Genomic DNA, 19,320 nt, shown 5'->3' on the forward strand with positions numbered 1-19,320 from the left:
GCCGCCCTAGCGCGGTGGCTCGTTCTGTTGTTCCGTGATGGTCTCTTGCTGCTTTTCTAGATACTTCTCAAGTTGCTGCAAGTCTTTCTTCACACCAACACGGTCATTTAATTCCAACGCTCTCAACCATGAGCAGGTTGCGGGTTGAGGTTGATTATTGTCTCGCTGGGCATAGCCTAACCACTTATAAAGATTTGCACGGACTTGGTCTGGCATATCTTCATCATTCGTTAGCGTCATGGTTCGAGTAAGGACGTCCAACGGCATCGGAGTTTTAGCGGCGTATTGCTTTTCAGCCTGATCGGCAATCTCTTCCGCAATAGCACAGCCCGTTGTGCGGGTGTGCTTATCGGGCATGTTGAGGTTATAACGCAAAGCGTAGTCGGCAATATCTAATGCCCCGTGATAATCACCGGCATCAATACGCCACAACATTACCCGCATAGTGACATCATCTTGCTGTCCTTTACCGCTCGCCAAAATACCAGCGACCCAAGGCGCATAATTAGGCAGCATTTCCCGTTTTACGCTGGCTTTACGCTCAAAAGACTGAATGCGCTTTAACCGGCGACGGTCAGCATTCATCATCAATGTCATTTGCGTGTAAGCCGACCCCGTTTGCATAATTGGATCGCGCTGCTGAGCGTCCTTTTCTGCGCCCATACGGATCACATGACGACGGAAAATACTGCTACTCATTACTCGCCGCCCTCGCCCTTATCAGCTTCTGTGGCTTTTGCTGGCGCACTCACCATTTCGATATTTTCAATCAGCGCAACGCCGCGATAATCTTCAACCACATAGGCTTCATTAACCGATTCGTAGTTTTCGATTTGGTCACGCTTTGGATTATCCAAAATATGACGGCGGCGAGTTTCGTTCTGCCAGTAAATTGACAAGTTATCGAGACGGGTGATCAGAAGTGCGTTATCGGGGAAATACGGTGCGCGAACGGCTTGCAAGCCGCCAATGCGTTTTTGGCTGATGATCATATCTGCCGCGAGTTTTTCGCTGTTTTCCTGCTCTTTATTGACCAGCGGGAAATACTTATCACTGAGTAACTTTCGACCGCAAATCACCACGATATCAGTATCATCTTGATATTCTTCATCAATCAGATCGTCAACAGCGCTCATCACCAAAGCGTCAAGGTTATGGAAATCACCATCAACTCCGACGCGGATTGTCGCAGAAATCACTTTCCCATCAGCATCTTTAACATCACTGACTACATGCTCAGGCGCGTCATTTCTCACTTTTTGCAGCCAGCCGATATTAACGTCTTGCAGTAACTTATTCACCTCACGATTAGAGTCTTTCTCTCTGCTGATACCGTTAAATCCGATCATGATGCGGTCAAGCGCCTGACGGCGAATAATCGCGTTACGAATACGTAACTGAAAATCTTTAAACTTCGCCCATAAATCCAATTTTTTATACTTAATAGCCGTATCAAAGTTGGTTTGCTCACATTTATAGGTCACTTCATTCAGTTCGCTTGGATCTGTTGGCTGACGGTCTTTTTTCGTGGTGTCCGTTGTACCTGCTACGGTTGAACCTACACCCAGACCAATGACAGAGCCTGATTGCTCATCAACAGGAACCACGTTTACCATGGTTAAAAATGCCGCACTTTGCTGAATGTTATCTTCTAGCGTTTGGGCAATAGACGGATTCACTTCAACTTTGCTGGATAACGCCTCTACTTCAACATCAAACAACGACGCTAGCTGAGTGAGAAAGGCATTAAATTGAAATCGGGTATGTTTTTTCATGTTTGCTCTCAAATTTGTAGGGCTAATTAGCAATCCGTCAGGAATTCAGGGGCTGTCGCGCCGTTATCACCCAACGACTGTGGTCGATTGACATTGCTTCCATCCGTTTGTTTGAGCGTGGCTTTTAGCTCATTCAGCTCATTACGCAGCTCACAGATTGCATGACTTTCGCTTTCGTAGGCGCTTAGTTTTGTTTTGGCTTCATCAAGCTCTAAACGCACGGCATCAATCGTTTGAGCGCACAGCTCAACGCTTTTATCAACATCAGAAAAACGGGCATCGTCTTTCTTGCTTTTGCCTCGCAACATTTCGGTTACGCGGGAAAATAATGACGGGGTTTCCGGCTTTTCTTCATCGAATTCAAACAGGGTTTCTTCGGCAAGCGTGAACACGTTCTCTTGAGATTGCTTACGACCAGATAGCGGGTTAACACTGTTATTTGCGCTAAATTGCAACATTTCAGTGCCAAGGCTGGCAGGGTTATCGGTTACTGCCAAACCAACAAGGTAGGCTTCGCCGGTATCCGCAAATTTCGGGTTAATTTCCACTGAGGTATATACTTTCTGACGCTTTTTATTCATTTCGATCAAGTCGTCAGTTGGCAGTAACGTGGCATACAAGCCCAGCTTGCCTTTCAGTGCGCCCTCTTTAATTTCTTCGGTATAAACAGACTCCACATCGCCAAAACGTGGCATCCATTCATACTTCAAGTGTTCAGAGTTAATGCGAGCACCATACACACTGGGATCGTAGTTTTTTTCGATATCAGTTAGCCAAGAACGCTGCACCGTGCGCCCATCAGTCGTAGCACCCTCAACACAAATTCGCACTGGCTTCGTTTTTTTCGTCATGCAAATGACTCCATCAGTAACAAAACGGGATTGTCAGAATATTTTTCAAAAATAAGTTGGCTTATAGGTTTCAGTGTTTACATCGAGGAGACAACGGATCGCTGTTGTAGGAAAGGCAGGTACAACACAACGCCAGCGCACGCGAGGATTGCGCTCAGTAATCTGGCAGCATGAATACATTACATGATTTTGAACCCCGCAAACGCGCGATGCACCTTTATTTCAGTGGGCACCGTATTGCGCGTATTGCCGAAATTTTAAAAGAAAAGGCATCCACGATTCATAGCTGGAAACGGCGCGACAAGTGGGATGAGATCACGCCGATTGAACGTGTCGAAATGACGCTTGAAATGCGGCTTTGCACACTCCTTGAGAAAGACAACAAAGAGGGAAAAGACTTCAAAGAAATCGACCTACTTTATCGCCAAGTCGAGCGACACGCCAAAATCCATAAGTATCAAAACGGGGGCAATGAAGTCGATTTAAATCCCAAGCTTGCCAACCGCAACGCCGGTGAACGTCGCGCACCGGATAAAAATGTATTTAGCGAAGAACAGATTGAACGATTAGAAGAGATATTTCGTGAAAATATGTTCGGCTATCAAAAGGTTTGGTATGGCGCTGGCAATCAATATCGAATTCGCGACATTCTCAAATCCCGACAAATCGGTGCAACGTATTTTTTTGCACGAGAAGCTTTCATTGATGCGTTGACTACGGGGCGAAATCAAATTTTTCTATCTGCAAGTAAGGCTCAAGCCCACGTCTTTAAAGGTTACATCATTGAGATGGCACGTGAAGTGGATGTGGACTTAAAAGGTGACCCCATTGTTTTATCAAACGGGGCAACCCTCTATTTTCTGGGCACCAACGCCAAAACAGCCCAAAGTTATCACGGCAACTTATACCTTGATGAATTCTTTTGGATACCAAAATTTCAAGAATTGCGGAAAGTTGCCAGTGGCATGGCACTCCACAAAAAATGGCGACAAACCTATTTCTCAACCCCATCAAGCCTGACGCACAGTGCATACCCGTTCTGGTCTGGAAAATTGTTCAACCGAGGTCGTGCTAAAGCTGATCGTATCGACATAGATGTCAGTCATGCAGCACTCGCCGCAGGCAGGTTATGTGAAGACGGACAATGGCGTCAAATCGTCACTGTTGAGGATGCTATCAAGGGGGGATGTGATTTATTTGATATCAACCAATTGAGGCTGGAATACAGCCCCGATGAATATCAAAACTTGCTGATGTGTGAGTTTGTCGATGATATCGCGTCGATTTTCTCACTGGAATTGATGCAACGTTGCCTTGTTGATAGTTGGGAAGTTTGGGAAGACTTTCAGCCTGAAATGTATCGCCCTTATGGTTATCGCTCGGTTTGGATTGGGTATGACCCCGCCAAGGGTACAGAAAATGGCGATAGTGCCGGTTGCGTCGTCATTGCCCCACCGTCCATGATGGGAGGTGCTTTTCGTATTTTAGAGCGCCATCAATGGCGCGGCATGGACTTTCGCGCCCAAGCCGAAGCCATTAAACAACTAACTGAACGTTATAACGTGGAATATATCGGTATTGATTCCACCGGTATTGGGCACGGTGTTTATCAGTCAGTCCTTGAATTTTTCCCTCACGCTCGCGAGTTTGTTTACAACCCAGCCATAAAAAATGCTTTGGTCCTAAAAGCATGGGATGTGATCAACAGTGGGCGATTAGAGTTTGATGCCGGTGACACCGACATCATTCAGTCTTTTATGGCAATTAGACGGTCAACCACCGCCAGTGGTAACCGCCCAACCTATGAAGCCAGTCGCAGTGAAGATGCCAGCCATGCTGACTTAGCATGGGCAGCAATGCATGCCTTATTCAATGAACCGATCACCGGTGACAGCACTCAACACCATAATATCGTGGAGCTATACTAATGAGCCGTAAAAACCGCAACAATCGCAATAAAACTCAAAATACCGGTGGCGTTGAAGCGTTCACATTTGGTGAACCGGTTTCCGTTCTGGATAGTCGTGAAATTTATGATTATCTGGAATGTGTCAGAATGGAAAACTGGTATGAGCCACCGATGAACTTCAATGGACTGTCAAAAGCATTTCGGGCAGCCCCACACCATAGCAGCGCGATTTTTGTTAAGCGTAATATTCTGACCAGTACCTTTAAGCCACATACATTACTTAATCGACAAACCTTTGATAGTTTTGCGCTCGACTTCTTAATGTTTGGCAATGCCTATTTGGAAGAGCGAAAAAATCTATTAGGTGGCTTATTACGATTTAAACATATTCCTGCCAAATATACCCGCCGCGGTATTGAAGAGAATCAATATTGGTTTGCTAAATATGGTTATGAAAGTGAGCCTTACGCTTTCCAACAAGGCGGGGTGTTTCACTTGATTGAGCCTGATATCAACCAAGAGCTATACGGCTTACCTGAATATCTTGCCGCCCTACCCTCAACCTTATTAAATGAATCTGCCACGTTATTTCGTCGCCGGTATTATCTCAATGGGAGTCATGCCGGTTACATCATGTATATCAGTGATTCGTCACAGTCTCCGACCGACATTGAAAATATTCGTAATGCAGTAAGAAGCAGTCGCGGACCCGGCAATTTCCGTAACTTATTCCTGTATGCCCCGAACGGAAAGAAAGACGGCATTCAAGTTATGCCCCTGAGTGAAGTCGCCGCGAAAGATGAGTTTCTGAATATTAAAAATGTCAGTCGTGATGATATGCTCGCCGCACATCGGGTACCACCACAAATGATGGGGATCATTCCACAGAATACCGGTGGCTTTGGTGATGTTGAGAAAGCGGCTAAGGTATTTGTTCGCAATGAACTCATTCCACTGCAAGCCAAGATGAAACAGTTAAATGATTGGTGTGGTGAAGAAGTTATTCAGTTTGAACCGTACCGGCTGGATGATGATAACGAATAAATTATCTCAACATTAAACATTGGTACCGCCTCAATTGGCGGTATTTTTTCGCCATTAGGCAGGTGATCACGATGGTTTAAATAATAATAAAACCCCACGCTATTATATCAAAAGTACAACGTCAAGACGAATCAGCCTAAATTTCCCCTCATCAAATCGACACATAACCGCCCTGTAATCCATTCTAAGACGACCTAAAATAATTGCTACTAGTTATATAAAATTGAATTTGACGCCGCTATGGCTCGGAGAATTTGCGAGGTGATAATTAACAATAAACATGTCGCCGCGCAATCGTAGCCCCGCCACGCCTGCCCACTAAATAGGTCGGTTTTCATGCACATGCATGAGTTCACTGGAACCCCACCAGTAGTGGTACTTCATGTCAGTAACGATTCGTATTTGATCTTGCAGATTTTGGGGGATATGACTGTTTTTATGCATTCTCTTTGTTATTATAATTTATCTTACTTTGTTTCAAGTTAAAAAACAGTAGTGAATAAGTTATAGTCTCATTTTAATAGAGCATTAAAATTATTAATTTAAAGGAATTAAGATGCTAGAAAGAATACGAAAAATAACCAGCGTTGGATTATTTAATGATATTAAAGCTGATAGTTTAAAATTCAAAAAAATATCAATGATTTATGGTGACAATGGTCGAGGTAAATCAACACTTTCTTCAATATTACGCTCGTATACGTCAAAAAACCCTGAAATTATAATAAAAAGAAAAACACTTGATTCAACATCGGAACAATCCGTTGATTTGTTATTCTCAAATGGAAATATATCAAAATTTAGTAATGGTAATTGGGAAAAAACCTTCACTGACATCCATGTTTTTGATTTAGAATTTATTGATAGAAACGTTTACTCTGGCGGTCAAATAACTCCAGGGCAAAGAAAAGAGTTTCTTAGTTTCGCATTAGGCGATTCAGCTGTGCAAGCAATGAGAGATTTTGATGATGCATCTAATAATGCTTCCGAACATGCTAGGAAAAGAAAAGAAATTGAATCTATACTATTAACTCATAGAAAAAATTACACACTTCAGAAATATATTAAATTAAAACCTATTGTTGATATTGACTCGCGCATTGATGTTAACGTTGAAAAACAAGATAAAGCTAAAAGGCTTGATTCGATTAGAAGAAAAAGCAAACCAAATAAATTAAATTTATTCACCCCAGCGCTTGATAATTTATTTTCCATTCTTAATAGGAGTGTGGAGAAAATAAATGATGATGTTGATATTAGAGTGAAAAAACATTTAGAATCATTTCCATTTGATGGTGTTAAAGGCTGGATAAACAAAGGATTGGTATATATAAAAAATGAATCATGTCCTTTTTGTTCTCAACAAATAAATGATAGTGAATTAATTGATGCTTATAAAAAATATTTTAATGAGGCGTATCGAGTTTTTATAAAAGAAGTGAGTGGATTGTATTCAATGCGTGACAGGGAACTAAGTCAGCTTGATATACCTCTTTATAAGCAGCAAGTTGAAAATATAAATGAAATCTTTAATTCTTGGGAAGAATGCTTGTTTCTTGAAAAGATTGATTTGAACCTTGTTTTTTTAGAAAAAAACAAAATAGAACTATACAATATACTTCAACGTATTATTGATAATAAGAATAATGACATAACCAGTGTTTTAAGTGAATCTGATATTGAAAGATGTAAGGAATTATGCATTGAAATAAATAATGAAATAGCCATTTTTAATAATTTAATAGATAAAGTCAATATTAATATTTCAGAGTATCTTGCAAAACTTGAAATAGTAGACACTATTAATTTAAATAGAGAAAAAGAAGATTTAATTATAATTAAAAATAGATTTTCACCTGAAATTGAAAATATAATAAACGAATATAATACTATAAAAGAATCCGAAAAAAAAGCTAATGAACTAAAAGAGAAAAAAAGAAATGAGTTAAATACATTCATGACATCGACCCTAGGTAATTATGAGGGGATAATAAATGAATTTTTAACTAGTTTCGGCGCATCTTTTTCAATAAAGAAAATTACATATAATTATCATGGCGGGGGTCAACCAAAGTCTGAATATGCAATAGAGTTAAGAGGAAAGGAAATTACAATGCAAGGAGATGACGCTGAATTTAGAACTTGCTTAAGTGAAGGTGATAAAAGGACACTTGCCTTTGCATTTTTTCTTTCCGTGGTTTTAAAGGATTCAAAACTTGACGAAAAAATTGTCGTTATTGACGATCCAATGTGTAGCTTTGATACCCATAGGAAACAACAAACTGTAACAGTTTTAAAAGATATTTATGATAAATGTAAACAAGTTATAATTCTTGCACATGATATGCTTTTTATAAAGAAACTTAGGGATGAATTTGATAAAAAAGGAGTGAGTAATGATATTGCTTTATTTAAAATTTACCGTGTAAAGGGTGACTTTAGTGCATTAAAGCTACTGGATATAGATATAGAATGTGAGTCTACGTATTATAAAAATCACCGATTAGTAAATGAATATGTATACGGTGAAGGAGAGCACGCCGAAAGAGATGTTGCAATCGCAATTCGTCCTTTGTTAGAAGGATATTTACATCGACGTTTTCCTAAATACATAGCTCCTGGGCTTCTTTTTGGAACAATAATTCAGTTGATAAATAATGCAGAGAATGATTCTCCGCTATCCCATGCTAAATCTATAACAAAAGAGTTAAATGATATTAATAGTTATGCTGGAAAATTTCATCATGATACAAACACAGATGCTAGTACTGAACCTGTAATTTCAGGTGAACTAACAACTTTTTGTAATAGAGCATTGAATATAATTTATAAAGGAACAAAATAATAATATGCTCTCTACCACATAGAGAGCATAAAAATTATTTAGTCTGATTCATCACTATTTTTTATACTAATAACCAAGTATTTGTCGTGAGACTAAAGATTGGTCATGATGTTCCATAATAAATTCTTCACGTTCAATATCAAAGAAATTATGTGTTATATCATAGTGATCAAATATCGACGGTTCTAAAGGAATTGTCGCATAAGGATTAAAATATATATGCAATCCATCAATATGTGATTCACTGTATTCTTCAGATTTACAAATATGGGTATCAGAACCACAAACAAAATTTCCATCGATAAATCGAATAGAGAAAACATCATGTGTTGGGGTTAACTGCTGATGACTAGTCCCTATATTATTTATACTTTCTAATTCATAAAAATCAGTTTTATAAATTTGACGATAACGTGTAGCTTTAACATAAGAAGGAATACCACTTTTAATTATGGCTTTTCCTAACATTCCTGTTGATGAAAATATCACAGCACTTATTTCTTTAAATGAATCATTTGTAAAAATACCAAGATTCAATTTTGCTCCGTTTGGCTTAATAACAAAATCTTTTTTAGGTGTAACTAATTCGCTCGAAGAATTTAATTTAGGCTGATCTATTCCGAATAAAACCTGATTGATAGCAATATTATTTTGTGCAAATGAAAATTTTTGATTGAATGGAGCAACAGCAATTACAAATGGATTTCCTTTTACATGCTCCAAACTACTGTAAGGATGTTTTTTTCCATTAACTCCCTTATAAAGGTCAAGTTTACTTTTAAGCCTACCTAGAAGCTTTATAGTACAATCAGTAATAAATTCATCATCTATGTATGGATTTTTATCAGATTCATCTTCTATATTAATGGATTTAGTCGTTATAGGAGGATCTGCAACCACGGCCTCTATATTTACGGTATAACCTTCAGGAGTACTTATACAAAAATCGGGGCTTTCTTTTGTATAATCAATAGTCATGTTTAATTCTTTGAAAGTTTGATTCAAATATAATTCCCAGAACGATGAGTTAAAGGTTGTTTGAAATTCTTTTATAAATTTATCTTTTTCTTTATGTCTATCTAAAAGACCTTTTCCCCATGAGTTAATAACCTCTCTAACAGGAGCTAAATCATCTCTTTCAACTAAATATTGAAAATAATCATGTAACAAAACCCCTTCTTTAGGTATGAAAAGATCCATTTTTATTCCTTAATTTTGTATTTTATGAGTAAATTGTATAGATTCTTAATCATAAGATAAAATTTACCTCGGCTGTAAGAACATGTATTTATTGTTCATTTTTACTTAATTTTACTATTCTAGATAAGATATCATAACATCTTTGTTTATATTTCCTAATTCTAACTTTATGCTGAGTTTCAATTTCCCGCCTTTGAAGTTCTTTCCCATCCTCATTTAACTCCAATCTCAACCTATCCCCATCAACTTTTATAAAATGAAGCCCATCACTTACACCTAAACCGTTAATGAACATGGTTTCAATTTGTGGAATAACAAAATGAATGCCGACTTCATTGGCAAAATTGACTATTTCCGACTGAATTTTTTCATCACTTTCACTTAATTCAATGTTTGAAATCTGTCTTTGTTGATTTCCCTGCAATATTTCGCTTCCTGCTGCATTCTCAGCATCCGTTTCTATAAACGCGAAACCGTATTCCTTAATGTTGCATACTTCACCAGAGCCATGCTCTGGCTCGTAAAATTGCACATCTGATAGATTAGAGGTAATAGGCGATCTACAGTTATTGACAGGACTCCGAGGCGCTCCGCTGTCGCTTCTTAAAAGATTAAGGTCAAGGTCAACGGCGCTTTTCTTGACGATTTGATACTTTCTTTCGCGAGTTTTAATGACTGGCGCACCAGATTTTAATTGGTTGTAGATACCAACTACTTTCTGAACCTCTTCCCCGTAGACGTTAACGTCATTAGTCTCACGAGCTACGCGGATCGTTTCTAATTTGCGTGGAATACATGGACCACCTTGTGACATGACATACTCAAAAAAGTCACCCTCATCAGCCGCCGCGCGAACACGCTCCGCGATATCACCAAGGCTGTCAGCAATGGAAACGCCGCGCAATCGACGACACTCGCGATATGCCCCTTTTGATGGGAGTTTATAGAATTTGAATTGAGGGATGCGCCACGTTGAAGCCCACGCGGTTACCGCCGCCGCCATGCTTTTTAAGTCTTTGCCGGTTTCGTGATCAATTTCACCATCAAGGGCGTAACCGTCGATATTTTTAGCGATATACTTCGCGATATACCCGACGGCACCACCACGGTTCATATGCTTACATTCGAAACGGAATTTCTGTGCGCCGGCTTCGTTTCCATCTTCTTTCAAAGCCCGTTTACGCATAATATCAATCGCTTCCGCGCGTTTTGCTTTATCAACAAATAGCAACATATGCCAATGCGGCGTGCCATCATGGTGCGGCTCAACAACTCGAACACCATAAATATTGATATTTTTATCATTGAAAGCCGAGCGAATACGCGACCAAATTTTAACTAAATAGCGCTGCCCATCTTTTGGCGTAAAAGCCTCATCCTTCCACTTGTGATTAAGCACCGCGTAAAAATCATCTTTACCCGTTTCCTTGTTTTTTTCTTTTCGTTGCTTTGTCGGGTGATACTTTGACGGGCAAGTTAATGTAATAAACATGCCGATATCACCCCGTTCTTTCGCTACGCGTTCAATACCTGCCATTTGCGCCATCAGTTCCATCCTGCGTATTTCAGGGTTAGAAATACTCGCCATGACTTTCTCAAACAGATCAAACCGCTCACCCGTTTCAACGTCTTGAATATCCATACCTTGCAGATATTGCATATTAGATAAACGCTGAGCTTGCACCTCACGAATAGCCTGCTTACTGGCATAAGGCTGGCGATTTACACACACGTCCATATTGGCAATCATGATTGCCTCAATCCATTGGGTACGATGGGCTTTTAGCTTGCGATGCCAAAAATCTGCGTCAACTAAACGTTGTACAGCTGCAATAACTTGGCGCGTGGTTAAGTTTTGCTTTCCTTTTCTGCGCTTTCTATTTTTCAAAACTTTCAAATAGCTTTGATAGTGAAGAGGACACACATGTAAACCATTGGAAAGCTCAGCTAAACGCCCATAAATCAACGTTTGCGATGCATCTTCATAGATAACCTCACGATCACCGTCATTTTGCTCGGTCAACTTATCGCAATAGATTTCATAGAGACTGAAAAAACCACTTGAAATATGCTCCGCCAATTTTTTAATTGGCTTGTCATACAGATCAAACAGCCTGTTAAACTGGCTAATTTCAGAAGTAAAACGAGTGGATAGCGTCAATAGCGCTTTTGTATCTAACTCATAGCGTGAATTAACAGCCATAATACGTGGGTAGATTTTCTTGTAGAAGTCAGAACGTAAATACTCATACGCTTTATACTGCCCTGACTCTTTAATGATGTTCTCATAGTGCTTTTGAATACGGTAACGCAAGATGCGCGGTAAAGTCTCTACTTCACCTAAAATCGCTTGCGCATGAATTAATTGTTCATGCGATAGAGATTTTCCTAAAGCATCTATATCAGCTTTGTAATAATTATTTTCTTTGGGCTTATTCCACGAATACGGAAAATCCATATCTGCGGAATAAGTTAATCCCTGTTGCGTGAAATCCAATACCTTAGACATTAAGCGCCCCGCCTAATGTTTCTGGTCTTAATAAATTAATGGCAGTTTCACAACGACGAGAAATGACATCAACAGTCTGGCGGTAAACATCCAGCGTCTTGATGCCTTTTCCCTTCACTCTCATGACGTGATACGAGGTCAGCTCAATCGCAATAAACCACGGATCAGAGCTACAACAAACTAACTCATAACAACGAGTTTTATTATTGATTTGCAGTAAGCGCCACTGAACATTTTTAGAATCATCTACATGGCGCTGAATCGCAAAGCGAGTACCGCTAATGTAAACGCCATCTTTAGGGTCAAGCATCATGACTCAACCCCTGCCAAAACTGCGATAATTTCAGTTGCCGATTTACGATTTCCGTTCGCTGAAATTTTTCTCGGTGCTTCTATCTCATGGACAGTAAAGCCAAGATCAAGATACAGCTCTTTTGCTGCAAGAGAATTAGATACGGTAATAGGATTACCTTGAATATCATTAATATCTTTCAAGGCAATTGCTAGTTCTTGCTGGTCAGTATTAGAAAAGCCAGCAGTATGATAACGAGTGAAACTATCCCCCATATAAGGCGGATCGCAATAAACACCATCACCAAAATCAACGAGTGATAATGTATCTTGCCATTCAAGATTCAAAATTCTAGTTTTGCTGAGATAGGCTTTATTACAGAAACTATCAATTTCAGTTTTAGGGAAATAAGGCGCTTTGTAGTTACCAAAAGGAACATTGAATTTGCCTTGTTGGTTATAACGACACAGCCCATTAAAACAATGCCTATTTAGGTATAAAAATAAACTTGCTTGCCTTAATCGTGACAATTCCTGCTTGTCACCGTTAAACTCTACTCTAGCGAGATAAAAATCTTCACTATTATTTTTTTCACTAAAAAGCTGCAATGCCTCTATAGCAACACTTTCAGGCAGTGTCGTTATAGCTTCATATAAGTTAATCAAATCAGGATTAGCATCCGCGATTAAATACTGCTCATAATCAGTATTCATCATCACAGCACAAGATCCAGCGAATGGCTCAACCAAACGGTTTGCTTTAGGCAAATGAAGGCGTAGCTGCTCCATAATACCAACTTTAGAGCCTGCCCACTTGAGGATAGTTCTATTAGGTTTAGCCACGAAAATTATCCTCAATTCGAATAATTGAAAAAGAAATCATCACAAATTCAGGTAATGGCTTTAGTTCTGGATAAACATCATTAATCTTTGTGATGTCAGTGATTAAGCATGAAATAGCGTTACCTGTGTAACTGGCATATGGTTTATTAGTTGAATTGAATTCACGTAAAAACAGCTCGTCACCCACCTTAAAATCTCTATCGGCACGGCGAAATTCTGCTGTTTTCAAACCATCTTGAACCAATTGAAAGTAACGAGGGGCAAGCTTGAGCTCATGTCTTCTTTTCACCGTCACACGCTCCGATAATGTTTGCTTTTCAGCTCAAAAATCGTTTGGCAATCAATACAACGAGTACAGCCCATTGAGGCAATTCGACGCTGTTCTGGAATTGGTTTATCGCAGTCTTCACACTCAAAAGCCGAAGTACTGACTGCTCGGTTTGTAACTGCTTTTATTTGCTGCTCTCGCATCAACATTTCGTGCTCGCTAGCGCGGTCAATTTCTTTAGACATGATCTAACTCCGCAGCCAAATTGGATAAATGAACAGACTCACCCGCAAGCAATTCAAGGATTTGCTCACGAGTCAGTTTTTCACGAGTTGCTTTACAAACGATGGAATCAAGACGAGATGAAAACTTATCAAGCTGAACTTTGCGTTCATCTTCACGAATGGCTTTAATGCTGATAGCGATAGCCGAGTAATCACGTTCTCTCGTAGCAATATCAACACCAATTAAAATCGGTTTTATCTCTTTATTTCGCATAACTAATACCTCAAATTTAGAATGTAAGAACCCCTGACGCGCTAACGTCATTTATTTCTTTATTTAATTTAAATAGGCATGGCGATGTGTTTCGGTAACAATGCCGCTAATACTTTTACTTGATTAATTGCAGATATAATAGATTGCTTATCCTCTTTACTAAAATCCTCTAACATCAATTGATGCTTATCACTATTAATGCCAGCCAAATAAAAAATCATATTTAGCATTCTCACATCACTTAATCTTAAATACTCAATAAATCCGGAAAGCTCCTTATTATCTGGACATTCTTTATTTGAATGAAAAACTGTCGTTCTTAATTGAGCCGCTTTATTCAACTCACTCACACGATATTCAATGCTTTTTCCGTGATTCTCGTAGTACCTAGTTGTTGCTCGCTTTGCTGGTGTAGCATCAGTTTTCACATTACCGGCTGATTCAATCAACTGTTTAGCTTTAACTAACTCAATTGTTGAACTATTCATTTCGTTTATCTAAATGCAGAAATAAAAATAAATGATAAGAACAAAAAACCAACAAGCATAAATAGTTTATCAACACTAGATAACTTGCATTTCTTCCTATCGCTTTTAAATTCATTAACAGATGAACCCGTTAATTTATGTTTATGCTGTTGCACATGTAATTGTGTCATTTATAGCCACTCCTCATGTTATTTATGCGACAAGATCTTGTAACCTGCTTGATTTAAAACTTGAGCAAGTACATCTGATAAAACTGAAACCTCAATATCTGATAATGCAGAGCGCCATGCTTTTTTGGCTCGAACTCCATCCATACTAAGTGATAATTGCATTTCAATTATGGAATGGTATGTTCTATAGAGTTCATCATATTTTTCTTTCTTATCTGAAAGGGTATCCATAGTGTCTACTCCAACTAACATTAAGAAATTCAATGAAATAACCGGTATTGTTTTAGCATCTTTATACGAATCATTTCCTGTAAGAAGAGCCTTTACAGTAGAACGGCTATTTCCCGAGACAGCGCAGGATCCATTTGAAGAGCCATCAATTAACCATGATGCTATATTTGTTACAGAAACTGTTTCATGGTTAGTGGAGCATGGTTATATTTCCGCAAACATTCAGTATGGCTATTCTTTCTCCGACGCAGTCCTAACAGTAAAAGGTCTAGAATTATTGAAACTGACGCCTAACTCATTAGAACCATCTTTTGGCGAGCAACTTGTAGAAGCAGCCAAATCTGGTGTCAAAGATACAATCGTAAACATATCATCATCAGTCTTAACTTCTGGCGCTGCATTGCTATACAAGACTCTAACTAACTAATTTAATTAAGATTTAACTATCGATGAAAAGGAACTTCATCAATATATGGACTAGGGTTACCCCTAACGAATAATTTATCGATATATTTTGTCGCCTCAGTCATCGAATCAAATAACCCAAACGAATTATCATCACGTTGAACATGAAAGCGAGTTACGGGATTCATGGCTTTAGCCGGTAACTTAATAATTTGAAAGTTACGATACTTAAAGCTATGCGTTGAAATCTGCTCAATACCAGCAGTCATTTCGTCACCTACCCTTTCAAAGCTTCTTCGACAGATTTCAGCTCATCAGGAACAGCACCTAAATCGCTAATCAGTTTATTTACTCGCTTAAACCAACTCGCTTTCCACCCCATTCGTTCAGTTGATGGAATTTGACCAGTAGCCTCATAAACCATTTCAAGCCACTCATTCCACATGATCATTAAGCGCATATCGCTAAAGCTTTCACCATGTAATTGACGTTCTGTACGAATAGGCAAACGGCGACGGTCGGTTAGTTTTCTAACACTACTTTCTGACTTACCTGTACGGCGGGAAAACTCTGAAACAGTGATCGGATCAGGAATCTTGAACAGCAAATGTAACAATTTCTCATTCATGTGATAATCTCTCCATTTGGGGTATTTCATTAACAGAATACCCCTAGTGACATTTTGTTAGATAACATTAATACATTGGTCGGAGAATTGCAACATGCGTCTTAGCGTATCTGAGAAATTAAAATTGATGAGAGAAAGTGAACGGCTTACCAGCTTACCGGAAACCGCGCAAATGCTGGGCTTAAGTAGAGATGCTCTATGGCGTTACGAAAACGGAAAGACAGTACCAAATGCCGACGTAATCACATCCATCATCTGTAATCCAAAATTTGAGAAATACGCTCTTTGGTTTATCACTGGTAAAACAGCACCAGATGTAGGTCAAATCGCCCCTGCACTTTACGACCCTAAAAACTATGAAGTTGATGAGGACAAACAAGCATGACATTAAATGAAAAACTTAAAGAAGCATTATCCGTTGAACACTTAGATATACCGATTGCTAATAACATCAATTGGCTATGCTTTGAGAATATTTTAAAACATCGGCGGCTTAGTAAATATTCTCTATGGCTAACAACCGGTAAAATTATTCCATCTGCCGGTCAAATTTCACCGGCTATCGCACACAATGGGCTTATGAAAATAATCTAGCTGCTTTTAATAACAAAAGCTGGCTAAATATTTATCAACAGTATGTTTTTACTAACAATTTAGAATCACCTCGTTTAACCGGAGGGCGCAACAATGACTATTAAGGCGCTTGAAGGTGGACGTTACAAAGTGGATATCAGACCGCAGGGGCGAGAAGGAAAACGAGTCCAGCGGGTATTTAAAAAGAAAGCAGATGCCTTAGCATTCGAAAGAAGTGTAATGCTTACTGCAAATAGCGATGAGTGGAATAGTGAGTCACGAGACTACCGATCTCTGTCTGATATTTTTCAGATATGGTGGATATATAAAGGGCGTAACAATAAATATTCGGCTAATCGCAAAAGAACAGTGACAAAGATAATCAATGATATGGGTACCCCTTCCGTATATCAGATAACCCCTAAGCTTTTAGGGCAATATCGGTCAGATAGGCTACAAAGTGGTGTGAAAGCCTCAACAGTCAATAGAGAGTTGAATTTGTTGATGGGAATTTTCACATCGTTGGCTGAAATTGGTGAGTGTTCTAAAACCAACCCAATCAAAGGGCTTAGTAAGCTAAAAGAAGAAAAGCCCGAAATGTCTTATTTGACGAAAAGTGATATTGAAAAATTACTGAATGCTGTTGAAGGTGATTATTGGCGTATTACAGTTTTATGTTTAAGTACCGGTGCTAGATGGGGTGAAGCAACCCAATTAAGAGCCGAGAATTTATTACATGGGCGAGTTACTTTTATGAAGACGAAGAACGGCAGACATCGCACAGTTCCAATATCTGAAGAAGTAATGAAAGCAGTAAAAATTAAAGAGTCTGGTTTACTGTTCAACGCTGACTATGAAACTTATAGAGCGATACTAAAAAACGTAAAACCTGACTTACCACATGGTCAAGCTGTACATGCTTTACGTCATACATTCGCGGCTCATTTTATGATGAACGGAGGGAATATCTTAACACTCCAAAAAATCATGGGTCATGCAACAATTCAGCAAACAATGACGTATGCACACTTTGCGCCAGATTACTTAAATGAGGCTATATCATGTAATCCACTACGCGAAAGCATCCACATTCCATCCACATAAACGGGCTATTGTGGTGCTTTATAGTATGACAGACATGTGATATCTCATTGATTTATATAGCCAGACCTGTATTGACAAGGCTGGCTATGCCTTATGAAGGGGGCTTTTTTTTGCCTAAAATCCTGCCGACTCATTACCCAAAAACAAAAAGCGCCACTCTTTCGAGTAGCGCTTTGACAAATACCCTGTCTGTCTACATAACGTGATAGGCGAACTTAAATTGGACCTAAATTCGTCATGACTGCGTAAACAATCGAGATAATCGAAATAATGACCCAAGTTAATACCAACGGCCAGATAAACTTCAACCACTTGGTGTATGGGATTTTCGACGTCGCTAACACCGCCATCAAAATACCTGATGTTGGGTTAATACAGTTCACAACACCCTCGCCCATTAATACCGTTTGAACGGTAGTTTGACGGGTGATTTCTAACAGATCGCCCATCGGGGTGAAAATAGGCACTAAAACTGCCGCTTCACCGGAACCTGACGAAATAAAGAAGTGCATGATAGCAGCGGTACCGAACATAGAAAGCGCAGATAATGTTTTTGGTAATCCATCCATCAGAGAAATAATCGAATTCACGATGGTGTCTAAGATCATGCCATCCGCTAATACAATTGCGATGGCACGCGCCATGCCAACAATAAATGCCCCGCCGACCATACCTGCACAGCCTTTCAGGAAGCCGGTTGCAATATCATTCGGTGACATCCTGTTCAGTACGCCCACCCCCACGCCTAAGATGATAAACATAGCCATCATCTCTTTCTCGCCCCAGCTCCACTCAATGGCACCGAAAATAAAGCCAATTAAACAGAATGCGGCATAGGATAATGTAATGACGTGACGTAAAGAGATTTTTGAGGTCTCAAATTGGCTGTCATCAATCTGTACTTCTGGACGCACCATCCCTTGGCGACGGCTTTTCTTCGCGTACAAAGTTAAAAAGATAATCCCTGCGATCACAAAGCTAATATAAACCACCGTGCGGAAGCCAAATGCTGATAGCAGCGGAACATCGGCTAAACCTTGAGATAACCCGACGGTCATCGGTGCCATTACCGAGGCGTTAAAGCCGGAGTAAGCCGCAACATAGACAATCGCTGCGCCAAACTTGTCATCCATTCCGACTGACTTCGCCACCAATAAACCTATTGGCACGAAAGCAATTATCGAGTTCACCACAATCCCAGTGGTACCCAAAATGGAGAACACCACAAAGAAGATAGTGATCAACAAAAAGTCATTAAGCTTTTTACTGCGTGAAATATTACTCAGAACTTTGTTGATTGCGCCCGTTGTTTCAAGCAGATGTAACGCGCCACCAGTAAAGATAATCAAGAAAATGATCGGAGCCGCTTTAACTAGCCCGTCAGCGATCGACGTGAAAACCTGTCCAGGTAAAACGCCATGCTGTTCAGGTAAACGCTCATAACTCCCCGGAATGGTATAGGAGCTCTTAACTTGGGTTTCCACACCATCTTTGATAGTTGTGATAACTTTCGTTTCAGAGGCATACTGCCCCGCAGGAACGATCCAAGTCGCAACCGCTGCCGCGACAAGGATGAAAAAAAGCAATACATACGGGTTTATCCCATCAGAACGCTTTTTTTGTGGTGGTGGTGTTGTTGATGTTATTGCCATAGATTTATCCTGTTGGATTATTATTTGTTTTGTTAG

General features: G+C 39.6%; 23 protein-coding genes. 7 read left to right on the forward strand and 16 right to left on the reverse strand.

Annotated features, from left to right (window positions below):
* Window positions 1-6: 6 nt before the first annotated feature.
* Genes gpM through ACIH2S_RS10285 form a run of 3 tightly spaced genes read right to left on the reverse strand, consistent with a single transcriptional unit; the run spans window position 7 to window position 2,626 of the window.
* Window positions 7-699: a phage terminase small subunit gene (gpM, locus tag ACIH2S_RS10275; protein ID WP_430247366.1), complete on the reverse strand. Its 693-nt coding sequence runs from the start codon at window positions 697-699 to the stop codon at window positions 7-9.
* Window positions 699-1,775 carry a phage major capsid protein, P2 family gene (locus ACIH2S_RS10280; protein ID WP_265497595.1) on the reverse strand — a complete coding sequence of 359 codons (1,077 nt, stop codon included), beginning with the start codon at window positions 1,773-1,775 and terminating at the stop codon, window positions 699-701. Before ACIH2S_RS10280 ends, gpM begins: the two co-directional genes overlap by 1 nt.
* A 26-nt stretch (window positions 1,776-1,801) precedes the next feature.
* Complete coding sequence (locus ACIH2S_RS10285) at window positions 1,802-2,626, reverse strand: GPO family capsid scaffolding protein (protein ID WP_430247368.1); 825 nt, start codon at window positions 2,624-2,626, stop codon at window positions 1,802-1,804.
* A 170-nt stretch (window positions 2,627-2,796) separates the two neighbouring features.
* Here ACIH2S_RS10285 and ACIH2S_RS10290 point away from each other — a divergent pair, with 170 nt between their 5' ends.
* From ACIH2S_RS10290 to ACIH2S_RS10300, 3 genes are all read left to right on the forward strand, one after another.
* Window positions 2,797-4,554 carry a terminase ATPase subunit family protein gene (locus ACIH2S_RS10290; RefSeq protein WP_265497598.1) on the forward strand — a complete coding sequence of 586 codons (1,758 nt, stop codon included), beginning with the start codon at window positions 2,797-2,799 and terminating at the stop codon, window positions 4,552-4,554.
* On the forward strand, window positions 4,554-5,579 hold the full coding sequence (locus ACIH2S_RS10295) for a phage portal protein (protein WP_265497599.1): 1,026 nt from the start codon (window positions 4,554-4,556) through the stop codon (window positions 5,577-5,579). The genes ACIH2S_RS10290 and ACIH2S_RS10295 overlap by 1 nt, the downstream gene beginning before the upstream one ends.
* A 556-nt stretch (window positions 5,580-6,135) precedes the next feature.
* The gene (locus ACIH2S_RS10300) at window positions 6,136-8,424 is read left to right on the forward strand and encodes an AAA family ATPase (protein WP_430247370.1); all 2,289 of its coding nucleotides are present in this window, start codon (window positions 6,136-6,138) and stop codon (window positions 8,422-8,424) included.
* 66 nt (window positions 8,425-8,490) lie between these two features.
* Here the strand turns inward: ACIH2S_RS10300 and ACIH2S_RS10305 are convergent, their stop codons facing one another.
* The 10 genes from ACIH2S_RS10305 to ACIH2S_RS10350 form a co-directional block, all read right to left on the reverse strand.
* Window positions 8,491-9,624: a hypothetical protein gene (locus tag ACIH2S_RS10305; protein ID WP_430247373.1), complete on the reverse strand. Its 1,134-nt coding sequence runs from the start codon at window positions 9,622-9,624 to the stop codon at window positions 8,491-8,493.
* A gap of 88 nt (window positions 9,625-9,712) precedes the next feature.
* On the reverse strand, window positions 9,713-12,133 hold the full coding sequence (locus tag ACIH2S_RS10310) for a replication endonuclease (protein ID WP_430247375.1): 2,421 nt from the start codon (window positions 12,131-12,133) through the stop codon (window positions 9,713-9,715).
* Window positions 12,126-12,446 (reverse strand): DUF5405 family protein, encoded by a 321-nt coding sequence (locus ACIH2S_RS10315; RefSeq protein ID WP_006816227.1) that lies wholly within the window; start codon window positions 12,444-12,446, stop codon window positions 12,126-12,128. Before ACIH2S_RS10315 ends, ACIH2S_RS10310 begins: the two co-directional genes overlap by 8 nt.
* Window positions 12,443-13,267: a DNA adenine methylase gene (locus ACIH2S_RS10320; protein WP_430247376.1), complete on the reverse strand. Its 825-nt coding sequence runs from the start codon at window positions 13,265-13,267 to the stop codon at window positions 12,443-12,445. The genes ACIH2S_RS10315 and ACIH2S_RS10320 overlap by 4 nt, the downstream gene beginning before the upstream one ends.
* Window positions 13,260-13,556, reverse strand: coding sequence for a DUF3850 domain-containing protein (locus ACIH2S_RS10325; protein WP_265694230.1), 297 nt, complete (start codon window positions 13,554-13,556; stop codon window positions 13,260-13,262). Before ACIH2S_RS10325 ends, ACIH2S_RS10320 begins: the two co-directional genes overlap by 8 nt.
* 2 nt (window positions 13,557-13,558) lie before the next feature.
* Window positions 13,559-13,780, reverse strand: coding sequence for a TraR/DksA family transcriptional regulator (locus ACIH2S_RS10330; protein WP_006815270.1), 222 nt, complete (start codon window positions 13,778-13,780; stop codon window positions 13,559-13,561).
* A complete protein-coding gene (locus tag ACIH2S_RS10335) occupies window positions 13,773-14,033 on the reverse strand; it encodes a DUF2732 family protein (RefSeq protein ID WP_231138090.1) in 261 nt (86 codons plus the stop codon). Before ACIH2S_RS10335 ends, ACIH2S_RS10330 begins: the two co-directional genes overlap by 8 nt.
* Window positions 14,034-14,101: 68 nt before the next feature.
* On the reverse strand, window positions 14,102-14,521 hold the full coding sequence (locus ACIH2S_RS10340; protein ID WP_196712391.1) for a DUF5347 family protein: 420 nt from the start codon (window positions 14,519-14,521) through the stop codon (window positions 14,102-14,104).
* A 5-nt stretch (window positions 14,522-14,526) separates the two neighbouring features.
* A complete protein-coding gene (locus ACIH2S_RS10345) occupies window positions 14,527-14,691 on the reverse strand; it encodes a hypothetical protein (protein ID WP_006815273.1) in 165 nt (54 codons plus the stop codon).
* 18 nt (window positions 14,692-14,709) lie between these two features.
* Window positions 14,710-14,922, reverse strand: a complete 213-nt coding sequence (locus ACIH2S_RS10350) for a hypothetical protein (protein ID WP_006815274.1) — start codon at window positions 14,920-14,922, stop codon at window positions 14,710-14,712.
* A 1-nt stretch (window position 14,923) separates the two neighbouring features.
* On the opposite strand from ACIH2S_RS10350, the gene ACIH2S_RS10355 reads away from it, so the two are divergent.
* Window positions 14,924-15,349 (forward strand): hypothetical protein, encoded by a 426-nt coding sequence (locus ACIH2S_RS10355; RefSeq protein WP_196712392.1) that lies wholly within the window; start codon window positions 14,924-14,926, stop codon window positions 15,347-15,349.
* A gap of 16 nt (window positions 15,350-15,365) precedes the next feature.
* Here ACIH2S_RS10355 and ACIH2S_RS10360 read toward each other — a convergent pair whose 3' ends face one another.
* Window positions 15,366-15,596 (reverse strand): hypothetical protein, encoded by a 231-nt coding sequence (locus ACIH2S_RS10360; RefSeq protein ID WP_430247378.1) that lies wholly within the window; start codon window positions 15,594-15,596, stop codon window positions 15,366-15,368.
* Between the two features lie 8 nt (window positions 15,597-15,604).
* Entirely contained in the window at window positions 15,605-15,955 is a 351-nt protein-coding gene (locus ACIH2S_RS10365; protein ID WP_006815276.1) for a hypothetical protein, read from the reverse strand.
* 94 nt (window positions 15,956-16,049) lie between these two features.
* On the opposite strand from ACIH2S_RS10365, the gene ACIH2S_RS10370 reads away from it, so the two are divergent.
* The 3 genes from ACIH2S_RS10370 (at window position 16,050) to ACIH2S_RS10380 (ending at window position 17,632) form a co-directional block, all read left to right on the forward strand.
* Window positions 16,050-16,340: a helix-turn-helix domain-containing protein gene (locus ACIH2S_RS10370; protein WP_154609353.1), complete on the forward strand. Its 291-nt coding sequence runs from the start codon at window positions 16,050-16,052 to the stop codon at window positions 16,338-16,340.
* Entirely contained in the window at window positions 16,337-16,549 is a 213-nt protein-coding gene (locus ACIH2S_RS10375; RefSeq protein ID WP_006815278.1) for a hypothetical protein, read from the forward strand. Before ACIH2S_RS10370 ends, ACIH2S_RS10375 begins: the two co-directional genes overlap by 4 nt.
* A 93-nt stretch (window positions 16,550-16,642) precedes the next feature.
* Complete coding sequence (locus ACIH2S_RS10380) at window positions 16,643-17,632, forward strand: phage integrase (RefSeq protein WP_430247381.1); 990 nt, start codon at window positions 16,643-16,645, stop codon at window positions 17,630-17,632.
* Between the two features lie 215 nt (window positions 17,633-17,847).
* On the opposite strand, the gene ACIH2S_RS10385 is transcribed toward ACIH2S_RS10380, so the two are convergent.
* Window positions 17,848-19,284 carry a YfcC family protein gene (locus ACIH2S_RS10385; RefSeq protein ID WP_036954877.1) on the reverse strand — a complete coding sequence of 479 codons (1,437 nt, stop codon included), beginning with the start codon at window positions 19,282-19,284 and terminating at the stop codon, window positions 17,848-17,850.
* Between the last annotated feature and the right edge of the window lie 36 nt (window positions 19,285-19,320).

It is taken from the genome of Providencia lanzhouensis, assembly GCF_050469745.1.
Classification (GTDB): domain Bacteria; phylum Pseudomonadota; class Gammaproteobacteria; order Enterobacterales; family Enterobacteriaceae; genus Providencia; species Providencia lanzhouensis.

Excerpts from the sequence above, each read along its gene's own strand:
- gpM (WP_430247366.1), bottom strand. The coding sequence starts at position 699 with ATGAGTAGCAGTATTTTCCGTCGTCATGTGATCCGTATGGGCGCAGAA.
- ACIH2S_RS10280 (WP_265497595.1), bottom strand. The coding sequence starts at position 1,775 with ATGAAAAAACATACCCGATTTCAATTTAATGCCTTTCTCACTCAGCTA.
- ACIH2S_RS10285 (WP_430247368.1), bottom strand. The coding sequence starts at position 2,626 with ATGACGAAAAAAACGAAGCCAGTGCGAATTTGTGTTGAGGGTGCTACG.
- ACIH2S_RS10290 (WP_265497598.1), top strand. The coding sequence starts at position 2,797 with ATGAATACATTACATGATTTTGAACCCCGCAAACGCGCGATGCACCTT.
- ACIH2S_RS10295 (WP_265497599.1), top strand. The coding sequence starts at position 4,554 with ATGAGCCGTAAAAACCGCAACAATCGCAATAAAACTCAAAATACCGGT.
- ACIH2S_RS10300 (WP_430247370.1), top strand. The coding sequence starts at position 6,136 with ATGCTAGAAAGAATACGAAAAATAACCAGCGTTGGATTATTTAATGAT.
- ACIH2S_RS10305 (WP_430247373.1), bottom strand. The coding sequence starts at position 9,624 with ATGGATCTTTTCATACCTAAAGAAGGGGTTTTGTTACATGATTATTTT.
- ACIH2S_RS10310 (WP_430247375.1), bottom strand. The coding sequence starts at position 12,133 with ATGTCTAAGGTATTGGATTTCACGCAACAGGGATTAACTTATTCCGCA.
- ACIH2S_RS10315 (WP_006816227.1), bottom strand. The coding sequence starts at position 12,446 with ATGATGCTTGACCCTAAAGATGGCGTTTACATTAGCGGTACTCGCTTT.
- ACIH2S_RS10330 (WP_006815270.1), bottom strand. The coding sequence starts at position 13,780 with ATGTCTAAAGAAATTGACCGCGCTAGCGAGCACGAAATGTTGATGCGA.
- ACIH2S_RS10335 (WP_231138090.1), bottom strand. The coding sequence starts at position 14,033 with ATGCGAAATAAAGAGATAAAACCGATTTTAATTGGTGTTGATATTGCT.
- ACIH2S_RS10340 (WP_196712391.1), bottom strand. The coding sequence starts at position 14,521 with ATGAATAGTTCAACAATTGAGTTAGTTAAAGCTAAACAGTTGATTGAA.
- ACIH2S_RS10345 (WP_006815273.1), bottom strand. The coding sequence starts at position 14,691 with ATGACACAATTACATGTGCAACAGCATAAACATAAATTAACGGGTTCA.
- ACIH2S_RS10350 (WP_006815274.1), bottom strand. The coding sequence starts at position 14,922 with ATGGATACCCTTTCAGATAAGAAAGAAAAATATGATGAACTCTATAGA.
- ACIH2S_RS10360 (WP_430247378.1), bottom strand. The coding sequence starts at position 15,596 with ATGACTGCTGGTATTGAGCAGATTTCAACGCATAGCTTTAAGTATCGT.
- ACIH2S_RS10365 (WP_006815276.1), bottom strand. The coding sequence starts at position 15,955 with ATGAATGAGAAATTGTTACATTTGCTGTTCAAGATTCCTGATCCGATC.
- ACIH2S_RS10370 (WP_154609353.1), top strand. The coding sequence starts at position 16,050 with ATGCGTCTTAGCGTATCTGAGAAATTAAAATTGATGAGAGAAAGTGAA.
- ACIH2S_RS10375 (WP_006815278.1), top strand. The coding sequence starts at position 16,337 with ATGACATTAAATGAAAAACTTAAAGAAGCATTATCCGTTGAACACTTA.
- ACIH2S_RS10380 (WP_430247381.1), top strand. The coding sequence starts at position 16,643 with ATGACTATTAAGGCGCTTGAAGGTGGACGTTACAAAGTGGATATCAGA.
- ACIH2S_RS10385 (WP_036954877.1), bottom strand. The coding sequence starts at position 19,284 with ATGGCAATAACATCAACAACACCACCACCACAAAAAAAGCGTTCTGAT.